14 protein-coding genes and 2 pseudogenes are annotated in these 20,002 nt (G+C 74.5%); 5 read left to right on the top strand and 11 right to left on the bottom strand.

Going from position 1 to position 20,002, the window contains the following annotated elements; all coding sequences use genetic code 11:
* Nucleotides 1-423: 423 nt before the first annotated feature.
* Nucleotides 424-840, bottom strand: a pseudogene (locus F1D97_RS17550) (AAA family ATPase); the annotation flags it as partial.
* A 109-nt stretch (nucleotides 841-949) separates the two neighbouring features.
* On the opposite strand from F1D97_RS17550, the gene F1D97_RS08740 reads away from it, so the two are divergent.
* Nucleotides 950-2,035, top strand: coding sequence for a class I SAM-dependent methyltransferase (locus F1D97_RS08740; RefSeq protein ID WP_236123430.1), 1,086 nt, complete (start codon nucleotides 950-952; stop codon nucleotides 2,033-2,035).
* 53 nt (nucleotides 2,036-2,088) lie between these two features.
* Entirely contained in the window at nucleotides 2,089-4,374 is a 2,286-nt protein-coding gene (locus F1D97_RS08745; RefSeq protein WP_236123431.1) for an alpha/beta fold hydrolase, read from the top strand.
* A 25-nt stretch (nucleotides 4,375-4,399) separates the two neighbouring features.
* Here the strand turns inward: F1D97_RS08745 and F1D97_RS08750 are convergent, their stop codons facing one another.
* The 3 genes and pseudogenes from F1D97_RS08750 to F1D97_RS08760 form a co-directional block, all read right to left on the bottom strand.
* Nucleotides 4,400-5,137, bottom strand: coding sequence for a GNAT family N-acetyltransferase (locus tag F1D97_RS08750; protein WP_396022574.1), 738 nt, complete (start codon nucleotides 5,135-5,137; stop codon nucleotides 4,400-4,402).
* 1,811 nt (nucleotides 5,138-6,948) lie between these two features.
* Nucleotides 6,949-8,643, bottom strand: a pseudogene (locus F1D97_RS17575) (hypothetical protein); the annotation flags it as partial.
* Entirely contained in the window at nucleotides 8,559-9,893 is a 1,335-nt protein-coding gene (locus tag F1D97_RS08760; RefSeq protein WP_236123543.1) for an SWIM zinc finger family protein, read from the bottom strand. The gene F1D97_RS08760 and the pseudogene F1D97_RS17575, both read right to left, overlap by 85 nt.
* 95 nt (nucleotides 9,894-9,988) lie before the next feature.
* On the opposite strand from F1D97_RS08760, the gene F1D97_RS08765 reads away from it, so the two are divergent.
* Nucleotides 9,989-10,183, top strand: coding sequence for a hypothetical protein (locus F1D97_RS08765; protein WP_236123434.1), 195 nt, complete (start codon nucleotides 9,989-9,991; stop codon nucleotides 10,181-10,183).
* Between the two features lie 42 nt (nucleotides 10,184-10,225).
* On the opposite strand, the gene F1D97_RS08770 is transcribed toward F1D97_RS08765, so the two are convergent.
* The 4 genes from F1D97_RS08770 to F1D97_RS08785 form a co-directional block, all read right to left on the bottom strand.
* Nucleotides 10,226-10,699: a hypothetical protein gene (locus F1D97_RS08770; RefSeq protein WP_236123435.1), complete on the bottom strand. Its 474-nt coding sequence runs from the start codon at nucleotides 10,697-10,699 to the stop codon at nucleotides 10,226-10,228.
* A 376-nt stretch (nucleotides 10,700-11,075) separates the two neighbouring features.
* On the bottom strand, nucleotides 11,076-11,660 hold the full coding sequence (locus F1D97_RS08775) for a DUF6318 family protein (protein WP_236123544.1): 585 nt from the start codon (nucleotides 11,658-11,660) through the stop codon (nucleotides 11,076-11,078).
* 233 nt (nucleotides 11,661-11,893) lie between these two features.
* A complete protein-coding gene (locus F1D97_RS08780) occupies nucleotides 11,894-12,409 on the bottom strand; it encodes a TM2 domain-containing protein (RefSeq protein ID WP_236120154.1) in 516 nt (171 codons plus the stop codon).
* A gap of 156 nt (nucleotides 12,410-12,565) precedes the next feature.
* Nucleotides 12,566-14,350, bottom strand: a complete 1,785-nt coding sequence (locus tag F1D97_RS08785) for a lipase family protein (protein ID WP_236120155.1) — start codon at nucleotides 14,348-14,350, stop codon at nucleotides 12,566-12,568.
* Nucleotides 14,351-14,448: 98 nt separating this feature from the next.
* Here F1D97_RS08785 and F1D97_RS08790 point away from each other — a divergent pair, with 98 nt between their 5' ends.
* Both F1D97_RS08790 and F1D97_RS08795 read left to right on the top strand, forming a co-directional pair.
* Nucleotides 14,449-16,119: a cation:proton antiporter family protein gene (locus F1D97_RS08790; protein WP_236120156.1), complete on the top strand. Its 1,671-nt coding sequence runs from the start codon at nucleotides 14,449-14,451 to the stop codon at nucleotides 16,117-16,119.
* 55 nt (nucleotides 16,120-16,174) lie between these two features.
* A complete protein-coding gene (locus F1D97_RS08795) occupies nucleotides 16,175-16,489 on the top strand; it encodes a hypothetical protein (protein ID WP_236120157.1) in 315 nt (104 codons plus the stop codon).
* Between the two features lie 34 nt (nucleotides 16,490-16,523).
* On the opposite strand, the gene poxB is transcribed toward F1D97_RS08795, so the two are convergent.
* From poxB to F1D97_RS08810, 3 genes are read right to left on the bottom strand one after another with little or no spacing between them, the layout of a single operon-like run.
* Nucleotides 16,524-18,245: a ubiquinone-dependent pyruvate dehydrogenase gene (gene poxB, locus F1D97_RS08800; protein WP_236120158.1), complete on the bottom strand. Its 1,722-nt coding sequence runs from the start codon at nucleotides 18,243-18,245 to the stop codon at nucleotides 16,524-16,526.
* Nucleotides 18,242-18,904, bottom strand: coding sequence for a TetR/AcrR family transcriptional regulator (locus F1D97_RS08805; protein ID WP_236120159.1), 663 nt, complete (start codon nucleotides 18,902-18,904; stop codon nucleotides 18,242-18,244). Before F1D97_RS08805 ends, poxB begins: the two co-directional genes overlap by 4 nt.
* Nucleotides 18,905-18,946: 42 nt before the next feature.
* Nucleotides 18,947-19,954 carry a DUF2804 domain-containing protein gene (locus tag F1D97_RS08810; RefSeq protein WP_236120160.1) on the bottom strand — a complete coding sequence of 336 codons (1,008 nt, stop codon included), beginning with the start codon at nucleotides 19,952-19,954 and terminating at the stop codon, nucleotides 18,947-18,949.
* Nucleotides 19,955-20,002: the final 48 nt, after the last annotated feature.

Raw genomic sequence — 20,002 nt, forward strand, 5'->3', positions numbered from 1 at the left:
CGTCGCGCACGCCGGGACGGTCGTCGCGAGGTCGCCGCCGGACGCGGACGCGACGAGCAGCGCCGTGCGGGCACCGGTCGACAACGTGTCCGCGCGGGCCGCGAACGCGCGCGCGAGCGACGCGGGCACCGGCAGCGGCGCGGCGTCCGGCAGGGCGTCGAGCGCCGCGTCGCCCGACAGCTCGAGCAGCGCGAGCGGGTTGCCACCGGTCGCAGCGAGCAGCCGGGCGCGCGCCAGGTCGGACAACCGCCGTCCGACCAGCAGGGCGGCCGCCTCGTCGGGACCCAGGCCGTCCAGCGCGAGCGTCGGCAGCCCCGCCTGCGTGACGACCGACACCGCCTCCTGCCGCACCGCGAGCGCGACCGCGACCGGGTCCGCGCCCAGGCGGCGCGCCGCGAACGTCAGCGCCTGGGCCGTGGGCGGGTCCAGCAGGTGCGCGTCGTCCACGACGAGCAGCACGGGCTCGTCCTCCGCGACGCGACTCAGCAGCCCCAGCACCGCCGCGCCCACCGCGAACCGCTCGTCGACCGAACCCGGTCGCAGCGCGAGCGCCGCCCCCAGCGCGTCGGCCTGCGGCGCCGGGAGCGCGTCGAGGTGCTCGAGCACCGGCCGCAGGAGCTGCAGCAGCCCGCCGAACGGCACCTCCCGCTCGGCCTCGACCCCCGCGGCCTCGAGCACGCGCATCCCGGCCGCAGCGGCCGTCGTCGCCGCGTCACGCAGCAGCGCGGACTTGCCGATCCCGGCCTCACCGACGACGACGAGCGTGCCGCCCTCGCCCACGCGCGCGGCCGCGGCCAGGGACGTGAGCACCTGGCGCTCGCGCTCGCGGCCGACCAGCACCTCGTCAGTCTAGGGAGCACCCCAGGGGGACCCCCTGATGCGAGCGCGCGCGGCGCCCGACGAGGGTCGAACCGGACAGATCGTCCACCGAACCCTCAAGGAGACCATCGTGACCCTCCAGGCGGACGCGCCGCAGCGCGCCATCGACCCCGACAAGCTCATGTCGTTCGTGTTCCGCGCCGTCGACGAGGTCGGCGCGACCCGCAACACCGCGCTCGTCGTCATGGGCGACCAGCTCGGGTACTACCGCGCCCTCGCCGACGGCCGCGCGGTGACCCCCGCGGAGCTCGCCGAACGCACGGGCACGGGTGAGCCGTACGCCCGCGAGTGGCTCGCCGCGCAGGCCGCGGGTGGGTACGTCGAGTACGACGCCGAGACGCGCCGGTACACGCTGCCCGCGGAGCACGCGGTCGCGCTCGCGGACCCGACGAGCCCCGCATACCTGCCGGGGTTCTTCCAGCTCGCGCACGGCACGGTCCGCGACGCCCCGGAGATCCTGGCCGCGGCGATCGACGGTGACGGCCTGGGGTGGCACGCGCACAACCGCGACGTGCACCACGGCTGCGAGCGGTTCTTCCGCACCATGTACAACGGCCACCTCATCGGTGAGTGGCTGCCCGCCCTGGAGGGCGTGGTCGCGAAGCTCGAGGCCGGCGCGCGCGTCGCGGACGTCGGTTGCGGGCACGGGGCGTCGACGATCCTCATGGCGAAGTCGTTCCCGAGCTCGACGTTCGTCGGTTCCGACTACCACGCGCAGTCGATCGAGGTCGCGCGTGCGCGCGCCGCCGAGGCGGGCGTCGCGGACCGCGTGACGTTCGAGGTCGCCCCCGCGACCGGGTTCTCCGGCACGGGGTACGACCTGGTCGCGATGTTCGACTGCCTGCACGACATGGGCGACCCGGTCGGGGCGGCCCGGTACGTGCGTCAGGCGCTCGCCGACGACGGCACGTGGATGGTCGTCGAGCCCATGGCGGGCGACCACGTCGAGGACAACCTCAACCCCGTGGGCCGCACCTACTACGGGTTCTCGACGCTGCTGTGCACGCCCGCGTCGCTGTCCCAGGATGTCGGGCTCGCGCTCGGCACGCAGGCCGGCCCGGCGCGCATCCGGGACGTCGCGACGACGGGTGGCTTCACGCGGTTCGGCACCGCGGCGGCCACGCCGTTCAACAACGTGTTCGAGATCCGGCCGTGAGTCCCTTCACCGAGAGTGGTGACCCGGGGGCCGTGGCGGCGCACACTGCCGGTGTGAGCCACGGCCCCCGGGTCGCCCCGGTCGTCCAGCCGACGGTCGTCGGCGGGGCGCCCGTGCGCACGGGTCACGACGAGCGTGCGGGCTCGTCGTCGGGTCTGCCGTCCGCGAGCCGGGCGGCGGACCCGGACCGCGTCGGGGTGGTGGAACGTGGGGCCGACGGTGCGGAGCCCGTCCGGATCGCGTACCGCGTCTACGGTGACGCGCGGCCTGGCCCGACGGTCGTGCTCGTCCCGACGTGGTCGATCGTCCCGTCGGACTTCTGGAAGCTGCAGGTCGGGTACCTCGCGCGGCACTTCCGGGTCGTGACGTTCGACGGGCGCGGCAGCGGCGCGTCGTCGCGTCCCCGGGGCGCCGCGGCGTACACCGACACCGAGTACGCCGCCGACCTGCTCGCCGTCCTCGACGCGACGACGACGAGCGCCGCCGTGCTCGTGTCGCTGTCCTGCGGTGCCGCGTGGTCGGTGCACGTCGCCGCGAAGCACCCCGAGCGTGTGCTCGGGCTCGTCGCGATCGCGTCGTCGTGCGGCGTGTCCGTCCCGACGCCGGGCCGTGACCACGTCCCGTGGGACGTCCCGCTCGACACCACCGACGGGTGGGCGAAGTACAACAAGCACTACTGGCTCGGCGGCGGCTACGACGAGTTCGTCGAGTTCTTCTTCGGCCGGATGTTCTCCGAGCCGCACTCGACCAAGCAGATCGAGGACTGCGTCGCGTGGGCGCACGAGATCACGCCGCAGGTCCTCGCGGACACCACCGCGGGGCGGCTCGGCTGCGACGGCGCCGTGTGCGAGTCGATCGAGCCGCTCGCGCGCGCCGTGACGTGCCCCGTGCTCGTCGTGCACGGGTCCGACGACCGCATCCGGCCCCTCGCGTTCGGCGAGCGGCTCGCGGAGCTCACGCGCGGCGAGCTCGTGGTGCTCGACGGCGCGGGGCACGGGCCGCCCGCGCGTGACCCGGTCAAGGTGAACCACCTGCTCAAGGAGTTCGTCGAGCGCGTCGCGCCGCCGCTGCCCTCGTCGGACCCCGCGTCCCCGCCGCCCGCTCGGCGGACGTGGACGCACGCCGCGCGCCGGACCCCGCGAGTGCTGTACCTGTCGTCCCCGATCGGGCTCGGCCACGCGCAGCGCGACGTCGCGGTCGCCGGCGCTCTGCGCGAGCTGCGCCCCGACGTGCAGGTCGACTGGCTCGCGCAGCACCCGGTCACCCGCGTCCTCGCGCAGCACGACGAGCACGTGCACCCCGCGTCCGCGTGGCTGCGCAACGAGTCGCGGCACGTCGAGCACGAGGCCGGCGAGCACGACCTGCACGCGTTCCAGACGATCCGACGGATGGACGCCGTCCTGGTGAGCAACTTCATGGTGTTCGCGGACGTCGTCGCGGACGGCGAGTACGACCTCGTCGTCGGCGACGAGGCGTGGGAGGTCGACCACTTCCTCCACGAGAACCCCGAGCTCAAGCGGTTCTCGTTCGCGTGGATGACGGACTTCGTCGGCTGGCTGCCGATGCCGGACGGCGGTGCGCGCGAGGTCGCGCTGACCGCCGACTACAACGCCGAGATGATCGAGCACCGGGCGCGGTTCGCCCGGGTGCGCGACCGTTCGGTGTTCGTCGGGTCGCCGGACGACGTCGTGGACGAGGAGTTCGGGCCCGGTTTGCCGTCGATCCGGTCGTGGACCGCGGAGAACTTCGACTTCGCGGGCTACGTCACGGGGTTCGACGCGGTGGCGGCCGCCGCCGGGGCCGCGACCGTGCGGGAGTCGCTGGGCGTGCACCCGGGCGAACGGCTGTGCCTCGTGTCCGTCGGCGGGTCGGGGGTGGGGGAGCCGCTGCTGCGGCGCGTGCTCGCGGCCGTGCCGGCGGCGCGTGCGCTCGTGCCGGACCTGCGGTTCGCCGTCGTCGCCGGACCCCGCATCGACCCCGCGTCGCTGCCCGTCCCCGACGGCGCGACCGTGCTCGGCTACGTGCCGGACCTGTACCGGCTGTCCGCCGCGTGCGACGTCGCCGTCGTGCAGGGCGGGCTCACCACGTGCATGGAGCTCACCGCGCTGCGCAAGCCGTTCGTGTCCGTGCCGCTGCGCCACCACTTCGAGCAGACGTACCACGTGCGTGCCCGGCTCGAGCGGTACGGCGCCGGCCGGTACCTCGACTACGACGACGCGCTCGACCCGGACGGCCTCGCGACCGCGGTCGCGGACGCGCTCGCCGGGGACGTGGAGTACCGACCGGTCGAGACCGACGGTGCGCTGCGCGCCGCGCGGCTGCTGGCCGACCTCGTGTGACTCGCGGGCGGCTCGGTCGTGCGAGTCAGTCGCGCGGGGCGCCCGGCGTGCGGACCACACCGAAGGTCGTGCGGCGGCGCAGCCGGAAGCCCAGCCGCTCGTAGATCGCGATGGCGCCCGTGTTGGACTCCGCGGCGTGCATCAGCGCGCGGTCTCCGCGCTCGTGCACGTGGTGCGCGACGTCCAGCACGAGTCGCGTGGCGAGCCCTTGACCGCGGTGCGCGGCGTCGGTGCACACCGCGCTGATCTCCGTCCAGCCGCCCGGCTGGAGGCGCTCGCCCGCCATCGCGACGAGCCGGCCCTCGCGCCGGATGCCGACGTACCGGCCGAGCTCGTGCGTGCGCGGCGCGAACGGGCCGGGCTGCGTGCGCTTCACGAGCGCGAGCATCTCGGGCACGTCGTCGGCGCCGAGCACCACGGCCTCGTCGTCGGGACGGGGCTGCAGGGCGTCGGTCTCGACGAGCTGCACGCCGCCGAGCTGTCGCTCGACCACCCAGCCGTCCGGGAGCGTCGGCGCGTCGCCCGAGACCGGGAACAGCGCGCCGGGACCGACGAGTTCGACGATCGCGTCCCACACGTCCGGGTGCCCCCAGTCGCGCACCGCGGTGAACGGCGACACCTCCGGGTCGTAGCGGAGCACCAGGTCGTTGCCCCGCGCGAAGCGCGCGTGCGCCCCGGTCAGCGAGTGCCACGCGGCGTTGTCGAGCACGTGGACGTCGCCCGCCGTGCGCTCGTCTGCTGCGCTCACCGTCTCGGTCGCCACGTGCATCCCCCTCGTGTTCGTGCCTGCTCCCGGGATGCTAGGCGGGGTCTCCCACGAGGCAACGGTCCGGACGCGACGTCCCGCGCACTGAGACGCGGGTCTCAGCGGTCGTCGAGCAGCTGGGCCACCAGCGCACGGGCCTTCGTCGGGACCGTGGACGAGCCGGGCCGGGCGGCGAGGTCGGTGAGACCCGGCCAGGACGCCGCGTCCGCGGGGAGCGCACCGCGGTCCGCCGCCTCGCGCAGCAGCGGGGCGTGCACGAGCGCGACGTCGAGGACCCGGTTGAGCCAGCGCGGCACCGTCCCGGGTGTCGCCGCGGCATGCCGGACGGACTCGACCAGGACCGGCCAGAGCACGGGCAGGAGCGCCGGGTCCTCGACGACCTTGGTGAGCCGCGCCGGGCTGAAGTCGGGGTGGGGGAGCAGCGCGCGCATCGCGACGGTCACGGACGCCGATCCGACGAGCCCGCTGCCCAGCAGCTCGCGCGGGTGGTGGACCTCCGCCGCGTCGTGGCACAGGCTCGCGAGCACGACCGCCACCATCGACGTCGTCAACGGAGGCACGGGACCGCCACCGGCCAGCGGACCGTCCGTCCCGCCGCGCCAGTTGCGGTGCGGGGAGACGACGACGCGCTCGCCCTCCCACCGCAGCCACACCCGGCCCGCGGCACCGGTCGCCGCGCACTGGCCCTCGGCCTCGAGGTCGTAGAACCAGCTCTTCACCACCCGGAACGGCCCGCCCGGCGTCCCGGGGAGCTCCACGTCGACCGCGAGCCACTTCGTCGACGCCGCCGGGTCCGCCCACTGCGCGGTGAGCGTCGCGCCGTCGTCGACCGCGGGCCGCGTGCCCGCGCCGGCGGGCCAGGCCTCGTCGAACGGGCGGGTCGGCCGGGCGGGCGGCTCGACGGGCACGGCCGGGCCGTCGGCCGCGGGCAGGAGCGCGACGACCGCGCGCGCCGCCGTCGCGGCACGTGACGAGCCGGAGCGGGCCGCCAGCGCGCGCACGCCCGGGAGCGCGAGCGCGTCCTCGTCGGCGGCGCCCGCCGCGACGGCCGCCAGCACGGCCGGGAGCAGCGACTGCACCGCCTCCGCGACCTCCGCGGTGCCCGCGACGAGCCGCGGTGCCCGCAGGGAGGCGCCCAGCAGCGCGTCGAGCACCGGCCACACGACGCTCAGCAGACCCTCCGCGGCGAGCTCCCCGCACGCCCGCGCGAGCGGGGCGAGGTTCGACGGTGCCTCGTCCCAGTCGAGCAGCCGCACGTCCGCGACGCCGGGGAGCAGCAGCCCGCGCTCCCACGCCTCGAGGACCGCGACGGTGCCGTCCGGCGCCGCGACCGGGTGGAACGAGCGCTGCGAGCCGAGCACGTTGACCGCCAGGCCGGGGGAGAGGGGCGTCGCGCGTCGGACGAGCTGGCGCAGGACGAGCCCCGCGCACGCCTCGCCCGAGCTGTGCGTGCTGATCCCGTTCCCGGCCGCGTCACCCCAGGTCGGGAACGTCTCCGGGCCGGGCATGTCGTAGCGGTCCTCGTCGCCGAGCCGCGCGGGGAACGCCGCGAGCGAGGCAGGCACCGCGAGGCGGACGGGCTGCCACCAGCGCCAGCGGCCGCCGGGCCGCACGGCGGGCTCGACGAACGGGTCGAGCAGGTACGCCCGGGCGGCCGGACCAGCCGTGAACGTCGCCTTGCTCCCGTCCTGGAGCACCACGGGCACGTCGAGCACGTCGAGCGCGGACAGCATCTCGTCGGACGCCAGGGAGACGTCCGTGCGCGTGAGCGCGAGGTACAGGTCGGCCTCGCTCACCGCCGCGCCCGCGGCCGCGTGCGCGCGCAGCCGGTCGACCAGGTCCGCCGGGTCGACCCGCAGGTCCACCCACGTCGGCGTCGACAGCAGGACCGGCGCCTCGCCGAGCCGCCGGACCACGGACGCCTCGCGGGCCGTCGCGGGCGGGTACACGAGCTCGCGCCCGTTCCACGCCCGGCGCGCGGGCCGGTCGACCAGCGACGACGCCTCGCCGGCGATCCACGCCGGCACGCAGCGCAGACCGTCGACCGAGGACCCGCGCACGCCGCCGAGCGCGGTGCGTGCCGCCTCGCGGTCCGCGTGCGCCAGCGCGTTCGCGAGCGCCAGGAACCGCTCGACCTCGACGTCCACGACGCCCTCGGGCCGTCCGGTCAGTGCGGCCGCCGCGGCGCTCACCGTCTCGACCGTCGCCTCGCCGACGACGAGCCGCGGCACCTCCCACACGGGAGGCGTCGCGCGCCACAGGTCGCCCGGCACCTCGGTCACCGCGGGCTCGTCCGTCGCGGCCGACAGGTCCCAGGCCGTCACCAGCTGCTGCGCGGCGCGCGCGAGACGACGGTCGGTGGCCGTCGTGCGCGGCACGACGAGCGGCGCGACCGATTCGACGACCGACGACGACGGGCGCAGCCGGGCCGCGGCGGCAGCGAGCACCGCGAGCTGGACCTTCTTGGCCCGCACGGGCAGCGAGACCGCGAGGACGTCGCCCAGCACGTCGTCGGGCGCGCCCGCGGGCCACGCGGCCAGCAGGCGCGGCGCCAGCGCCTCGACCACCGGGCCGTCCCCGTGCGCGAGGACCGTCACCAGGGCGTCGGCGTGCGCGACGAGCTCGTCGTCCGTCAGCCCGAGCGGGCCGGTCAACGCCTGCACCCACGCGCGCCGGTCGCCCGGGCGCTGCGCGGCGTCGAGCGCGGTCAGCACCAGGCGCACCGCCTCGTCGCGGTCGACCCAGCCCGCCGCGACGGCGTGCGGCACCACCGACCCGAAGGGACCCGTCGCGGGCACCCCCACCGCGACGCCCGCACGCAGGTGGTCGAGCGCGCGGCGCGCGACGACCTCCGGCGGGCACCAGCCGCGCTCCTGCGGGTACAGCTCACCCTCACCGGTCAGCGCGCCCAGCGCGTACACCGACCAGTCCTTGAGGTACTCCACCTCGTGCGGCACTGGCAGGTCCAGCGCGTCGACGACCCGCACCACCGCACCCGCGTACGCGCTGGTCGCGTGCTCCCACGGACGCCGGTTCGACCGGCACGCAGCCGTCACGAACGCCGCCCCGAAGCGCGCGCCGCGCTCCGCCAGCAGGCGGGCCGCACGCTCGTCGTCCAGGACGTGGCTGGACGGCAGGATCCGCGCGGCGCGCTTCGCGTCGACGCCCACCCGCACCGCGAACACCGCGAGCACGTCCGTGTCGACGTCGACCCACGGGACCCAGCCCCAGGTCGAGTCGCCGATCTGCCCGAACTCGCCCCACGCGCCCGTCGCGAGCCCGTCACGCGCGACGCGCTGCTGCTCGGGCGTGCCGAGGGGCCGCTCGAGGGCGTCGGCGAGGGTCGCCTCGCGCCAGCCCAGGTCCGTGAACACGTCGATCGCCGCGACGAGCCTCGCCGGCAGGGTCGGGGTCTCGGTCACGCGGTCTCCTCCAGGATGCGAACGGCGAGCAGGTGCGCGCACGGGCCGCGCCCGGTGCCGTGCCGCAGGAACCACGGGCACGTGCAGCGCCCGGACGACAGATGCCCGGACGACAGATGCCCGGACGACACGCGATGGTCGGGGCCGCCCGTGCGGCTGCGCACCGACCAGCCGCCCTCGACGGGCCTCACCGCACCGGCCTCGACGAGCCGGCGGGCGCTCACCAGGCGCGGGTTGTCCTTCTCGACGCGTTCCGGGTCGTGCGGCAGCTCGCGGTGGAAGTACGCGCCGTCGTGCAGGTCCCAGCCCACGCGACCGTCCGCCGCGAGCACGGCCAGCGCCGCGTGCACGCGCTCCTCGTCGAGGTCGGCGCCGCGCGCGAGCCGCGGCACGTCGACCACCGGCTCGAACGCGAGCAGCGCGCTCACCAGGTCGGCGTCCTCCGCGACGGTCGGCCCCGCGAGCGCGGTCAGCAGCGACCCCTCGCCGGAGTGACCCCGCCATGCCTCGTCGGTGAGCCCGAGCACCAGACGCGCACCGGGCAGCGCAAGCTCGACCACGACCGGCCCGGGCTCCGCCGCGCCGTACACGGTGAGCCCGGTGACGTGCGGGAGCAGGCGCTTGGCCGCGCTCAACCGGTGCAGCCCGGCGACGAGCACCCCGCCCGTCGTTCGTCGGTTCGACAGCCGGACGCCGACACGGTCGGGGACGAGCCACGCGGTGCGCGCCGTGCTCGTCGCAGCGGGCAGGCTCGCCACGAACGCCTTCGCCGGTGCGGCGCCGACCGTGAACGCGGGGTCCAGGCCGCGGTGCAGCTCCGCGACGTTGCCCAGCGCCCGCACCCAGCGCCCCGGCATCTGGACGGGACGCTCCGTCGCGGTTGCCTCCGGGCTCGACACCGTCAGCCCGCCGCGCCCCACGTCCAGATGCAGCAGCCGGTCGCGCCCCACGCCCGACAGCGCGACCCGCGTCTCGACCCCCACGTCCACGTTCGTCGTCCCGTGCGACAGCTCGCCCGAGTCGAACGCGTCGGGCAGCAGGTCGAGCCGCGCGTACACGCCGTTGCACGACGAGAAGCACTCGGCGCGCAGCCGGTCGCCGTGCGCCGTGAGCACCGGGTCACGCAACGACGAGGGCGTGTACTGGAAGTACCGGGTCGCCGTGACGTCCGCGAGCGTCAGCAGGCCGCGCGCGAGGACCTGCGGGTGCGCCGCGAAGCCGTGGAAGAAGCTCGGGTCCTCGACCACGCCCTCCGGCGTGAGCGCGGGCGCCAGGCCGAGCGCCACCCCGTCGCCGTCGACACGCGACCTGCTCGTGAACGCCCTGGTCATCACGTCGCGGAGTCTAGGGGCGGGCTCCGACACGATGGGGCGAACGGGACTATCCGAGACCGTGCGGGTGTTGCGGACGACGTGAGGAGGCTGACATGACGCAGACGGACACGACTCGGACGACGACCACCGGGTGGGTCGACCCGCGCGAGCAGATCGAGTTCAGCGTGCTCCTGGCCAACGGTCGGCTCGCGGGGCGCACGTTCTCCTCGCGCCGCGAGGCGGAGGAGTGGGCGCAGGACGACGAGCAGGTCGTCGAGTACAACCTCGTCTGCGAGTGCGCCGTCTGACGAGTCCCCCCGTCGGAGACGGACGACGCATCACCTGTCCGGTCAGCCCGTGAGGGTCGAGCGGAGCTCGATCACGTCGAACGGCGCGCTCCGGGACTCGGTCACGGCCGTGCCCTCGATCGCGCGCCACTTGTGCAAGGGATCGGCCGCGACGCGATACCGCCCGCTCCAGGACGTGGTGAGCCCGACCGTGCTGCCCTTCAGCGGAGCGAGGAGCGTGTGCGTCACGTCGAACGCCGGGTAGGGCGCGCCCGGGACGTCCGTCACGAGCCGCTCGCCGTCGTCGAACGTCCACTCCCACGAGGTCGGCTCGGCGACGATCTCCACGTCGAACCCGGAGATCGCGACCTCGAACGACTGCGCGTCGTCAGCCGTGAAAAGGATCGCCGGCTTGTTCACGAGCATCGCGCCGGCCGGCTGGACCCCCACATCCGGGGGCGCGATGTCCAGCACGCGGAAGTCCTCGACGCCGACGGGCGGAAGCTGGTGCTCCGGGCAGGACCAGCCGACGAGCATCTCCCAGTCCGACCAGTCCGCCTGGGGGTCGCCCGGAACTGGAACCAGAGCGGCTCGAGCGCCGGGCCGTCCTCGCACGGGGGACCGGTGATCTCGACCTCGGGCGGGACGTAGCACTGCTGGTCGATCCCGGGCTCGTCGATCCCGGGGTCGTCGTCGCACCGCGCCGCGCGCTTGTAGTTCTCCAGTCGCAGCTCGGGCGGGACTGCGGCAGCCTTCCACGCCCGTTCTGCCTGAGCGGCCGCGAACGCCCGCGCGTGCAGCGTCTCGTCGCCGGGCGCGACGATGACGACGTCCTCTCCTCGGGCCGCTGTCCCGGTTCCCCGCAGCAAGAGCAGCGCCACCCCCGCGACGGCACCGGTGGGCGACACGAACCTCACAGCGACTCGACTTTCCGAGGATCGACGCCGATCACGGACCAGGTCGAGCCGTCCCACGCCAGGGTGACCTGAGCCCGGACCCTTGTGGTGTCCGGGAAGTCCTCAACCACCGTGCCTGACCCGTCGAGTGCGCGCGATGGGTGCTGGACGAAGACGACCCACGCGAAGAACTCCTTGTCGTCGAAGGTGGAGGACCCGCGAGCCTCGAACTCGAACTGACCGCCCTCGGCGTGCCTGCCAACAGAGACCTTCGCGCTCAGGTCCGTCAAGGCTCCCGAGCAGTATCCGCAGCTCTCGCCGGCGAGGCGTTCCCACTCCGAGGAGTTCCCCGTCGCGTACATGTACGGGAAGAGGGACATGTAGTACTCGGCGACGGCGGCCGCGTTCTCCTCGGTCGGGGGACCGTCGAGGGCAGCGGGCGGCGTCGGTGCGACGGTGACGTCGGGAAGTCCGACCGTCGGCCTCGGTGACGGGTCGGGCGTCGGGGTCGGGGATGCGGTGGCGTCCGGGGTCGCGGCTGCCGAGGTGGTCGCTGGTGCTTCGGGAGGGCTTGAGGTCCCCGTGTCGGTGCATGCTGCCAGGACGAGACCGGCACCGAATGACGATCGTGGCTACGCGCGCGCGAGTCCTGCCCCCTGAGTGACCCATGGCGGGCAAAGCACCCGAAACGGGCAGGGGGCGGGTGTGGCGCGTACCGGGTTGTGGACAGCGTCGTGCCGGCCGCCCGACACCAGCCACGAGCGCAGACGAGGCGCAGATGACGAGGGCCGGTCACGCGTCGTTGCGTGACCGGCCCTCCGCTGGGAGCGGTCGGTCAGTCCTGGACCTGGACGACCGCCGCGGCGTTGTCGTTGAGGCTGCTGAAGTCCGGCGGGTTGAGCGCCGAGGACACGATGCCGAGGGCGACGAGCACGCCCGTGACGATCCACGCGAGCTTCTTGTGCTGCTCGTAGCCCTGCAGCGTGCGGCCGAACTTGTCCTTCTGGACGCCGGCGAGCACGAGGATCAGGTCGACGAGCGCCCAGATGCCGCAGCCGCCGAGCGTGAAGAGCTTCGCGAGGCCGGTGCCGACCTTGCCGAGGTAGAACCGGTCGACGCCGAAGATGCCGAGGAAGTACGCGAGGAGCCACGTCGCGATGAACGACTTGTCGGACTCACCGACGGGCGCACCGGGGTACACGGGCGGACCCTGCGGGGCGCCGTAGGCGGGGGCACCGTAGACGGGCGCGCCGTAGGTGGGCGCGCCGGAGGGGTACGCCGGCGGCTGGGCCGGGTAGGGCTGGCCGTCGCCGGGGGGCGGCGTCGGGGGGCCGGGGTAGTCCGTGGACACGTGAGCTCCGGTGGTCGTCGGTGGTGCCGCGGACCTGAGCGCCGCAGTCCCGCGGAACCGTAGCGGTCGGTGCGAGCCGCCGTGCGCGGTTCGGGACGCGATCGCGCGACGGTGACCGGATCGTTACCGACGTGCCGGATCTATCCGGCCCGGTGGTCAGCTGCAGTTCGTGGTTGCCGGCTCGCGCGCGAGCCGTGCGCTCGTCCAGGCGACCAGGTCGGCGCCGAGCGGGGAGTCGGCACCCAGCACGTCGAGGTGCGAGCGGCCCTCGTACGCGTGGGGCTCGACGTCCGCACCGGACGCGCAGAGCGCGGGCAGGTACTCCTGCGTGAGCCGGTAGGGCACGACCCCGTCGTCGGTGCCGTGCCCGACGAACAGGGGCGCGGACCAGGGACCCGTCGGGACGTTCTCGCGCAGCCGCTCGCCGATCGCACCGGTCGTGGGCGCCGAGCGCAGGATCGGCTGGTCGCGCGCGACGGCGAGGCCGGTGAGGACGGTGAGCAGGGTGCTGGCCTCGCTCGTGCAGCGGGTCGCGGCCTCGCGCACGATCGTCCGGGCGGACGGTGCGACGACCTCGTCGAGGTCGATGTCGGGGTAGGTCTGCGCGTACGCGGTCGCGACGAACGACACGGCGAGCGCGGTGCCCGCGCCGGGGTTGTCGTGGACGACCTGCGCGAGGGCGAGCGGGTCGGCCGCGGGGGACAGGGCGGCGGTCCCGACGACGTCGAGGTCGGGCGCGTACGACGACGCGAGCTGACCGGCCCACAGCGCGGCGTGTCCGCCCTGCGAGTGCCCCCAGACCACCGTCTCGTCGGCGAGCCGGACGCCGGGGACCTGCCGGGCGGCGCGTGCGGAGTCGAGCACCGAGTGCCCCTCGCCGGTCCCGACGAGGTACGGGAACCGGCCTTGCGTGCCCATGCCGGTGTAGTCGGTGGCGACCATCGCCCAGCCGCGCTCGGCGAGGGCGTCGGTCGCGGGGATGCTGTCCGACGAGATCGCGTCGCGTCGCAGCGAAGGTGCGCAGCCGCGCGCGACACCGACGGTCCCGTGCGCCCACGCGACGAGCGGCGCGGGCTCGTCGTCGGCCACCGGGACGGCCAGGACACCGGACGCCAGGGCGTCTGTACCATCGCTCGCCGTCGTGGTGTACAAGATGCGGTATCCGCGCAGACCCTCGGGCAGGTCGCCGGAGTACGCGTCCCAGCGCACGAGCCGACCGGGCTCCGCCGGGACCTCGGTGGGCGCGTCGTAGAACGAGTCCGCGACCGGGACGCCCGCGCGGAACTGGTGGCTCACCCACAGGGCACCGCCGGACACCAGCACGACGAGCACGCCCGCGGCCCACCGCAGCCCCGGCAGCCGCCTCCCGCCCTCGTCGGACCGTGCGGCGGGCCGCACCGACTCCCGTACGGTCGCCCGCCACAGCAGCCCGACCGCGAACACCACCGTGCGCGCGCCGAACAGGATCGCGATCACGACGAGCGCGACGTCCGGCCACCACAGCGCCATCACGCCCCACGCGACCTGCGCGAGGCCGAACAACGCCCCCAGCACGCGGTCGGCGGAGCGGTCACGCACCAGCGCGACGAGGTCGAGCACGCCCGAGACGACCAGCAGCACCGCGACCGCGGGCACGAGCAGGTCGACGTCCCGCCCGAGCCAGACCGCGACCAGGAGCCCGCCGACGAGCCACAGGACCCCGCCGACCCACGACCACCGCCCCGGACCACGCTCCAGCAGGTCCGCGACGCCGGAGGCCATCGCGCTCAGCCCGACGTACAGCCCGAGCGCCCCGAGCGCCGTCAGCGGACGCGCCACCAGGAACAGCCCCAGCCCGAGCAGCGCCACGCCCACCAGCACCCGGACCCACCGCGGCGCACCCGCGACGAGCCACGGGACCGCGCGCCACCGCTGACGCGCCGTCGGCTGCGAAGGGCTCACGTCGCGAGGCTAGCGCGCACGGGACCGGCGCCCGCGGCAACGACCTGCCCCGGCGGGACGGCAGAATGGGTCCACTGCAATGACGTCGAGGGGATCTCGTGGCCGATATCGCCCTGTACCTCGGTGCGGCACTCGCGGGAGGCCTCATCGCCGTCCTGCTGCGCCTGCCCCCGCTCGTCGGTTTCCTCGCCGCCGGCTTCGCGCTCGGTGCCGCGGGCGCGCCGCACCTGCCGTACCTCGAGCCGATCGCGGACCTCGGCGTGGTGCTGCTGCTGTTCGCGATCGGCCTCAAGCTCGACGTGCGGTCGCTGCTGCGGCGCGAGATCTGGCTGACGACCGCCGTGCACATGCTCATCAGCGTCGCGATCGCCGTCGGGCTGCTCGGGTTGCTGTCCGTCATCGGGTTCGGGTACGTCGCGGCCGAGTCGTTCGGCGCGCTCGCGCTCGTCGGCTTCGCGCTGTCGTTCTCCTCCACGGTGTTCGTCGTGAAGGTGCTCGACGACCGCTCCGACACCACGTCCCTGTACGGCCGCATCGCGGTCGGTGTGCTCGTCATGCAGGACGTCGCCGCCGTCATCTTCCTGTCGCTGTCGAGCGGCGAGCCGCCGAGCCCCTGGGCGCTGCTGCTCGCGCTCCTGTTCCCGAGCGCACGGCTGCTGCACCGGATCTGGGACCGCGTCGGGCACGGCGAGCTGCAGGCGCTGTTCGGCGTCGTCGTCGCGGTCGTCCTCGGGTACGGGCTGTTCGAGCTCGTCGGGATCGACGGGGACGTCGGCGCGCTCGTCGTCGGGGTGCTGCTGTCCACGCATCCTCAGGCGGGCGAGCTGTCCCGCTCGCTCATGACGTTCAAGGACCTCATGCTCGTGGCGTTCTTCGTGCAGATCGGTCTGCACGGCACGCCGCACCTGCTCGAGATCGGCCTCGCGCTGATCCTCCTGCTCCTGCTGCCGCTGCAGGTCGGCGCGTACGCCGTCGTGCTGTGGTTCATGCGGCTGCGGCGGCGCACGTCGTTCCTCGCGGGGCTCGTGCTGTCGAACTTCTCGGAGTTCGGCATCATCGTCGCCGCGGTGGGCGCGAGCACGGGGCTGCTCGACGAGCACTGGGTCGTCGTCGTGTCGCTCGCGGTGGCGTTCAGCTTCGGCGTCTCCGCGATCGTGAACCGCCGCGGTGTCGAGCTCGCGACGTGGCTGTCGCGCCTGCTGCCGTCGCGCGACGCCGAGCGCCTGCACCCCGACGACCGGCTCGTCGACATCGGCAACGCCGACGCGCTGGTGCTGGGCCTCGGCCGCGTCGGCGCGTCCACGTACGCGCGGCTGCGCGACGAGCACGGGCTGTCGGTCGTCGGCGTCGAGCACGACAGCACGCGGTACGCCGCGCTGCGCGACGAGGGCTACGACGTGGTGCGCGCCGACGCGACCGACCTCGAGTTCTGGGCCCGCGTCAAGCGCGCCGGACGGGTCAAGGTCGCGGTGCTCGCGATGCCGTTCCACAACGCGAACCTCATCGCGCTCGCGCGGCTGCACGCGGCCGGGTTCACGGGCAAGGTCGCGGCGATCGCGCGGTACGACGACGACGTCGCCGAGCTCGAGCGGCATGGCGCCGACTCCGTGTTCCACCTGTACGGCTCCGCGGGGTTCGCGCTCGCGGACCACGCCGCCGAGGTGCTGCTCGCGCAGCCGCCGGGCAGGTCGGGGCCGCACCCCGTGGTCGACCCGGAGGACGAGCGCGACGTGCTGACCCCGTTGACGCGGGACGTCGAGTCCGCCTGAGGGGCCGGTGAGACGGCGAGGGACGGGGCGCCGCCCGGTGCCCGATGCTGGTGCCATGGATCGCAGGGACGGCTCGTACGTCGCCGGCGCCGTGCTCCCGCTCGTCCTCGCGGCCGTGGTGCTCGGCGTCGGTCAGCTGGTCTGGCTGGGCGTCTCGTGGCGCACGGTGCTCGTGCTCGTCGCGCTCGTCGGTGCGGCGTGGTGCCGTACGCGGTCCGCCCGGGCGGTCGCCCCGCCCGCGCGCGTGACGCCGGGTGAGCCGGACCCGCCGCCGGAACGACCGGGAGCGGGCGTGCTGTGGGCGCTCGGCTCGGCGGTGCTGCTCCTGGGCGCGATCGTGCTGCTGCTGTCCGCGGCGTCGACGCGCTGAGCCCGGGGAGCGGGTGCTCCCCGGGCCCCGGGCGTCAGAAGACCTGGCGCAGGTTGGCGCGCGTGAGGTCGAGCAGCTCGTCGCCGCGCCCCGACAGCAGGGTGCGCAGCGCGTAGAGCGCGAAGCCCTTGGCCTGCTCGAGCTTGACCGACGGCGGGATCGTGAGCTCCTGCCGCTCGGTGACCACGTCGACGAACGCCGGGCCGTCGTACGCGAACGCCTGCTCGAGCGCCTTGCGCAGGTCCTTGGACCGCTCGACGCGGAACGCCTTGAGCCCGGCGGCCTCGGCGATCGCCGCGAGCGACGGGTTCTCCAGGTCGGTCGCGCTGGTGACGAAGCCCGCGGCCTTCATCTCGAGCTCGACGAAGTTCAGCGACGCGTTGTTGAACACGACGATCTTCACCGGGAGCTTGTTCTGCGTGAACGTCAGCAGCTCGCCGAGCAGCATCGCGACGCCGCCGTCGCCCGACATGGCCACGACCTGACGGCCGGGGTGCGACGCCGCGACCCCCACGGCCTGCGGCAGCGCGTTCGCCATGGAGCCGTGGATGAACGAGCCGATGACCCGGCGCTTGCCGTTCATCGTGAGGTAGCGCGCGGCCCAGATGACCGGCGAGCCGACGTCGGGGATGAACACGGCGTCGTCGGACGCGATCTCGTCGATCAGCCTCGCGACGTACTGCGGGTGCAGCGGCTGGTCTCCCTTGCGAGGGGTCGCGAGGTCGTCGAGCTTGGTGCGCGTCTTGGCGTAGTGCGCGAGCGCGTCCTCGAGGTGGTCGCGGTCGTCGTGCCGGCGCAGGAGCGGCTGCAGGCCGAGCAGCGTCTCGCGGACGTCACCGACGAGGCCGAGCTCGAGGTGCGCACGGCGGCCGAGGCGCTCGCCGCGGATGTCGACCTGGATGACCTTCGCCTTGTCGGGCAGGAACGGCTGGTACGGGAAGTCCGTGCCGAGCATGAGGAGCGTGTCGCACGACTCCATGGCCTTGTAGCCGGACGCGAAGCCGAGCAGGCCGGTCATGCCGACGTCGAACGGGTTGTCGTGCTCGACGAAGTGCTTGGAGCGCAGCGTGTGCACGATCGGCGCACCGAGCGTGTCGGCGAGCGCGATGAGCTCGGCGTGCGCACCCTCGGTGCCCGCACCGGCGAGGATCGTCACGCGCTTGGCGTCGTTCAGGAGCTGCGCGGCCTGCGCGAGCTCGTCGTCGGACGGGATGACGCGCGGCTTCGACGCGCGGACCGCGGTGGCGGTCTCGTCGAGCGCGTCGGCGAGCGCGACGTCACCGGGGATGACGACGACGGCGACGCCCTTCTTCTCGACCGCGGCCTGCATCGCGGCGCGCATGACGCGCGGCATCTGCACGGGCGACGCCGCGTACTCCACGTAGACCGAGCACTCGCGGAACAGCTCCTGCGGGTGGGTCTCCTGGAAGTAGCCGGAGCCGATCTCCGAGGTGGGGATGTGCGCCGCGATCGCCAGCACGGGGACGCCCGAGCGCTGCGCGTCGAACAGGCCGTTGATGAGGTGCAGGTTGCCCGGGCCGCACGAGCCGACGCAGACGGCGATCTCGCCGGTGAGCGCCGCCTCGGCGCCGGCTGCGAACGCCGCGGCCTCCTCGTGGCGCACGTGCACCCATTCGATCCCTGAGCCTCGCAGGGCGTCGGTGAAGCCGTTGAGCGAGTCGCCCGGGATACCGTAGACGCGCTTGACGCCTGAGGCGACGAGCGTGTCGACCATGTTCTTCGCGACGGTGGTCATGCGTGATCTCCTCGGTCTGGAGCCGGTGGTGCGGCGGGGTCTGCCGCGGGTCGTGGGGTGGCGACGGCGATCGCGGGCCAGACGAGGGTGCACACGGTCTCGGCGAGGTCGTCGTCGAGCGGGGCGTGCCCCCACACCAGCCTGTGGTACGCGGGCGCGAACAGCGCGTCGACGACGAGGTCCGCGTCCGCGTCGGGACGGATCTCACCGGCGGCGACGCCGCGCTCGAGGTGGTGCAGGGCCGCCTGGCGGCGGGGCTCCATCCACTGGTCGAGCAGCGCGGTGGCGGTCCCGGCGTCGGCCATCGAGGCCGCCATGAGCTGGCGGATCAGACCTCCGGCGGGGGTGTCGCGCAGCAGTCGCACGAGCGCGTCGACCTGGGCGGTCAGCGCTTCGCGCACGGGCATCGCGTCGTCGAACTCGATGCTCGCGTGGAACCGCTCGAGGAGCCCTTCGAGCAGCACGGCGGCGGCGGACGGCCACCACTTGTAGAGCGTGGTGCGGGAGACGCCGGCCCGCGTGGCGATCGCGTCGACGGTGGGGAGCGAGGCGCTCGAGAGTGCGAGCTCCGCCGCCGCGTCCAGGACGGCCCGTCGTCGTTCGACGGACCGCGGGCGGCCGCGCCGGGACGACGGAGAATTTGTGGACACGTCGTTCACTATATCCCTGCGGTGCGCGCGATGCCGGCCGCACGCCGGCGGTCACCAGCGCTGGGTGACGTCCTCCGCGGAGCCCAGGACGTCACGGACCTCCAGCCGCGTGCCGTCGTCGAGCGCGACCCACCCGGACCAGTGGCCGAAGCACTGGTGGGTCGACGAGCGCACGACGCGCAGGTCGGTGTGGGAGACCCGGTCGTGGAACGGCGTGAACGTCAGGTCCGCGCACGTGCCGCGCACCGTCCACGGGTCGGTCCAGCGGCCGTCCGCCCACGTCCAGGTCAGGTCCTCGCGCAGCTTGTGGAGACGACCGTCGACGACGACCGCGTTCTCGGTCGACCCCGTGCCGTCGGTCCACCGCCCGCCGAGCTGCAGCCCGACGACGCGCCCGTCGACCACGCCCGCACCGAACCCCCAGCTCCACGACAGCTCGCGCGGCCAGTACCCGCGCCCGTGGTCCAGCACCGCGAACGACCCCGCCGGGACCTCGTACGTCACGCCGTCGACCTCGAGCCGCCCGGTCACGGGCCGGGCGACGTCCTTGACCGTGTACTGGAACGTCCGGTCGTCCCACGGGACGACGACGCCGAGCCGCTCGTGACCGGCCGGCAGCGCGGCGGTCACGTCGAGCCGCACGCGGGCGGTGCGGGCGCGCAGGCGGGTGCCGCGCTCGTCGTCGTCGAACCTGGCGTTCACGGCGCGCGTCGACACGGTGGCCGGTCCGCCGCCCAGCGTGCCGGGCAGGTGCGTGCCGATCGCGAACGGCACGATCGCGACCGCGTCGACCTCCTCGCCCGTCGCACGGTCCAGCACCCACACCTGCGCGAGCCCCGCGTAGTCGAGCGACGAGATCGTCACGCCGACGACGTGCGTCGGCGTCAGGACCGCCCAGTACTCCCACCGCTTGGCCCGGCCCCAGCGCCGCGCCCAGCGACCGACGCGGTCGGTGCCGTGCAGGGGAGTGCGGGTCCAGCCCACCGCGTCCGGGTTGAGCCGCCCCGACGACAGCTGGAGCGGGACGGGGCGGGTGATCTCCTGCGCGTCGACGAGCACGGCGGGATCGTCGCAGACGAGCGAGGACCCACGCCGACGGCACGCAGG

Origin of the sequence: Cellulomonas palmilytica, from assembly GCF_021590045.1 — a bacterium.
Classification (GTDB): Bacteria; Actinomycetota; Actinomycetes; order Actinomycetales; family Cellulomonadaceae; genus Cellulomonas; species Cellulomonas palmilytica.

Bases quoted from the DNA above. Each gene is read 5' to 3' on its own strand.
- F1D97_RS08760 (WP_236123543.1), bottom strand. From the start codon at position 9,893: ATGACCAGGGCGTTCACGAGCAGGTCGCGTGTCGACGGCGACGGGGTG.
- F1D97_RS08765 (WP_236123434.1), top strand. From the start codon at position 9,989: ATGACGCAGACGGACACGACTCGGACGACGACCACCGGGTGGGTCGAC.
- F1D97_RS08770 (WP_236123435.1), bottom strand. From the start codon at position 10,699: ATGCTCGTCGGCTGGTCCTGCCCGGAGCACCAGCTTCCGCCCGTCGGC.
- F1D97_RS08795 (WP_236120157.1), top strand. From the start codon at position 16,175: ATGGATCGCAGGGACGGCTCGTACGTCGCCGGCGCCGTGCTCCCGCTC.
- poxB (WP_236120158.1), bottom strand. From the start codon at position 18,245: ATGACCACCGTCGCGAAGAACATGGTCGACACGCTCGTCGCCTCAGGC.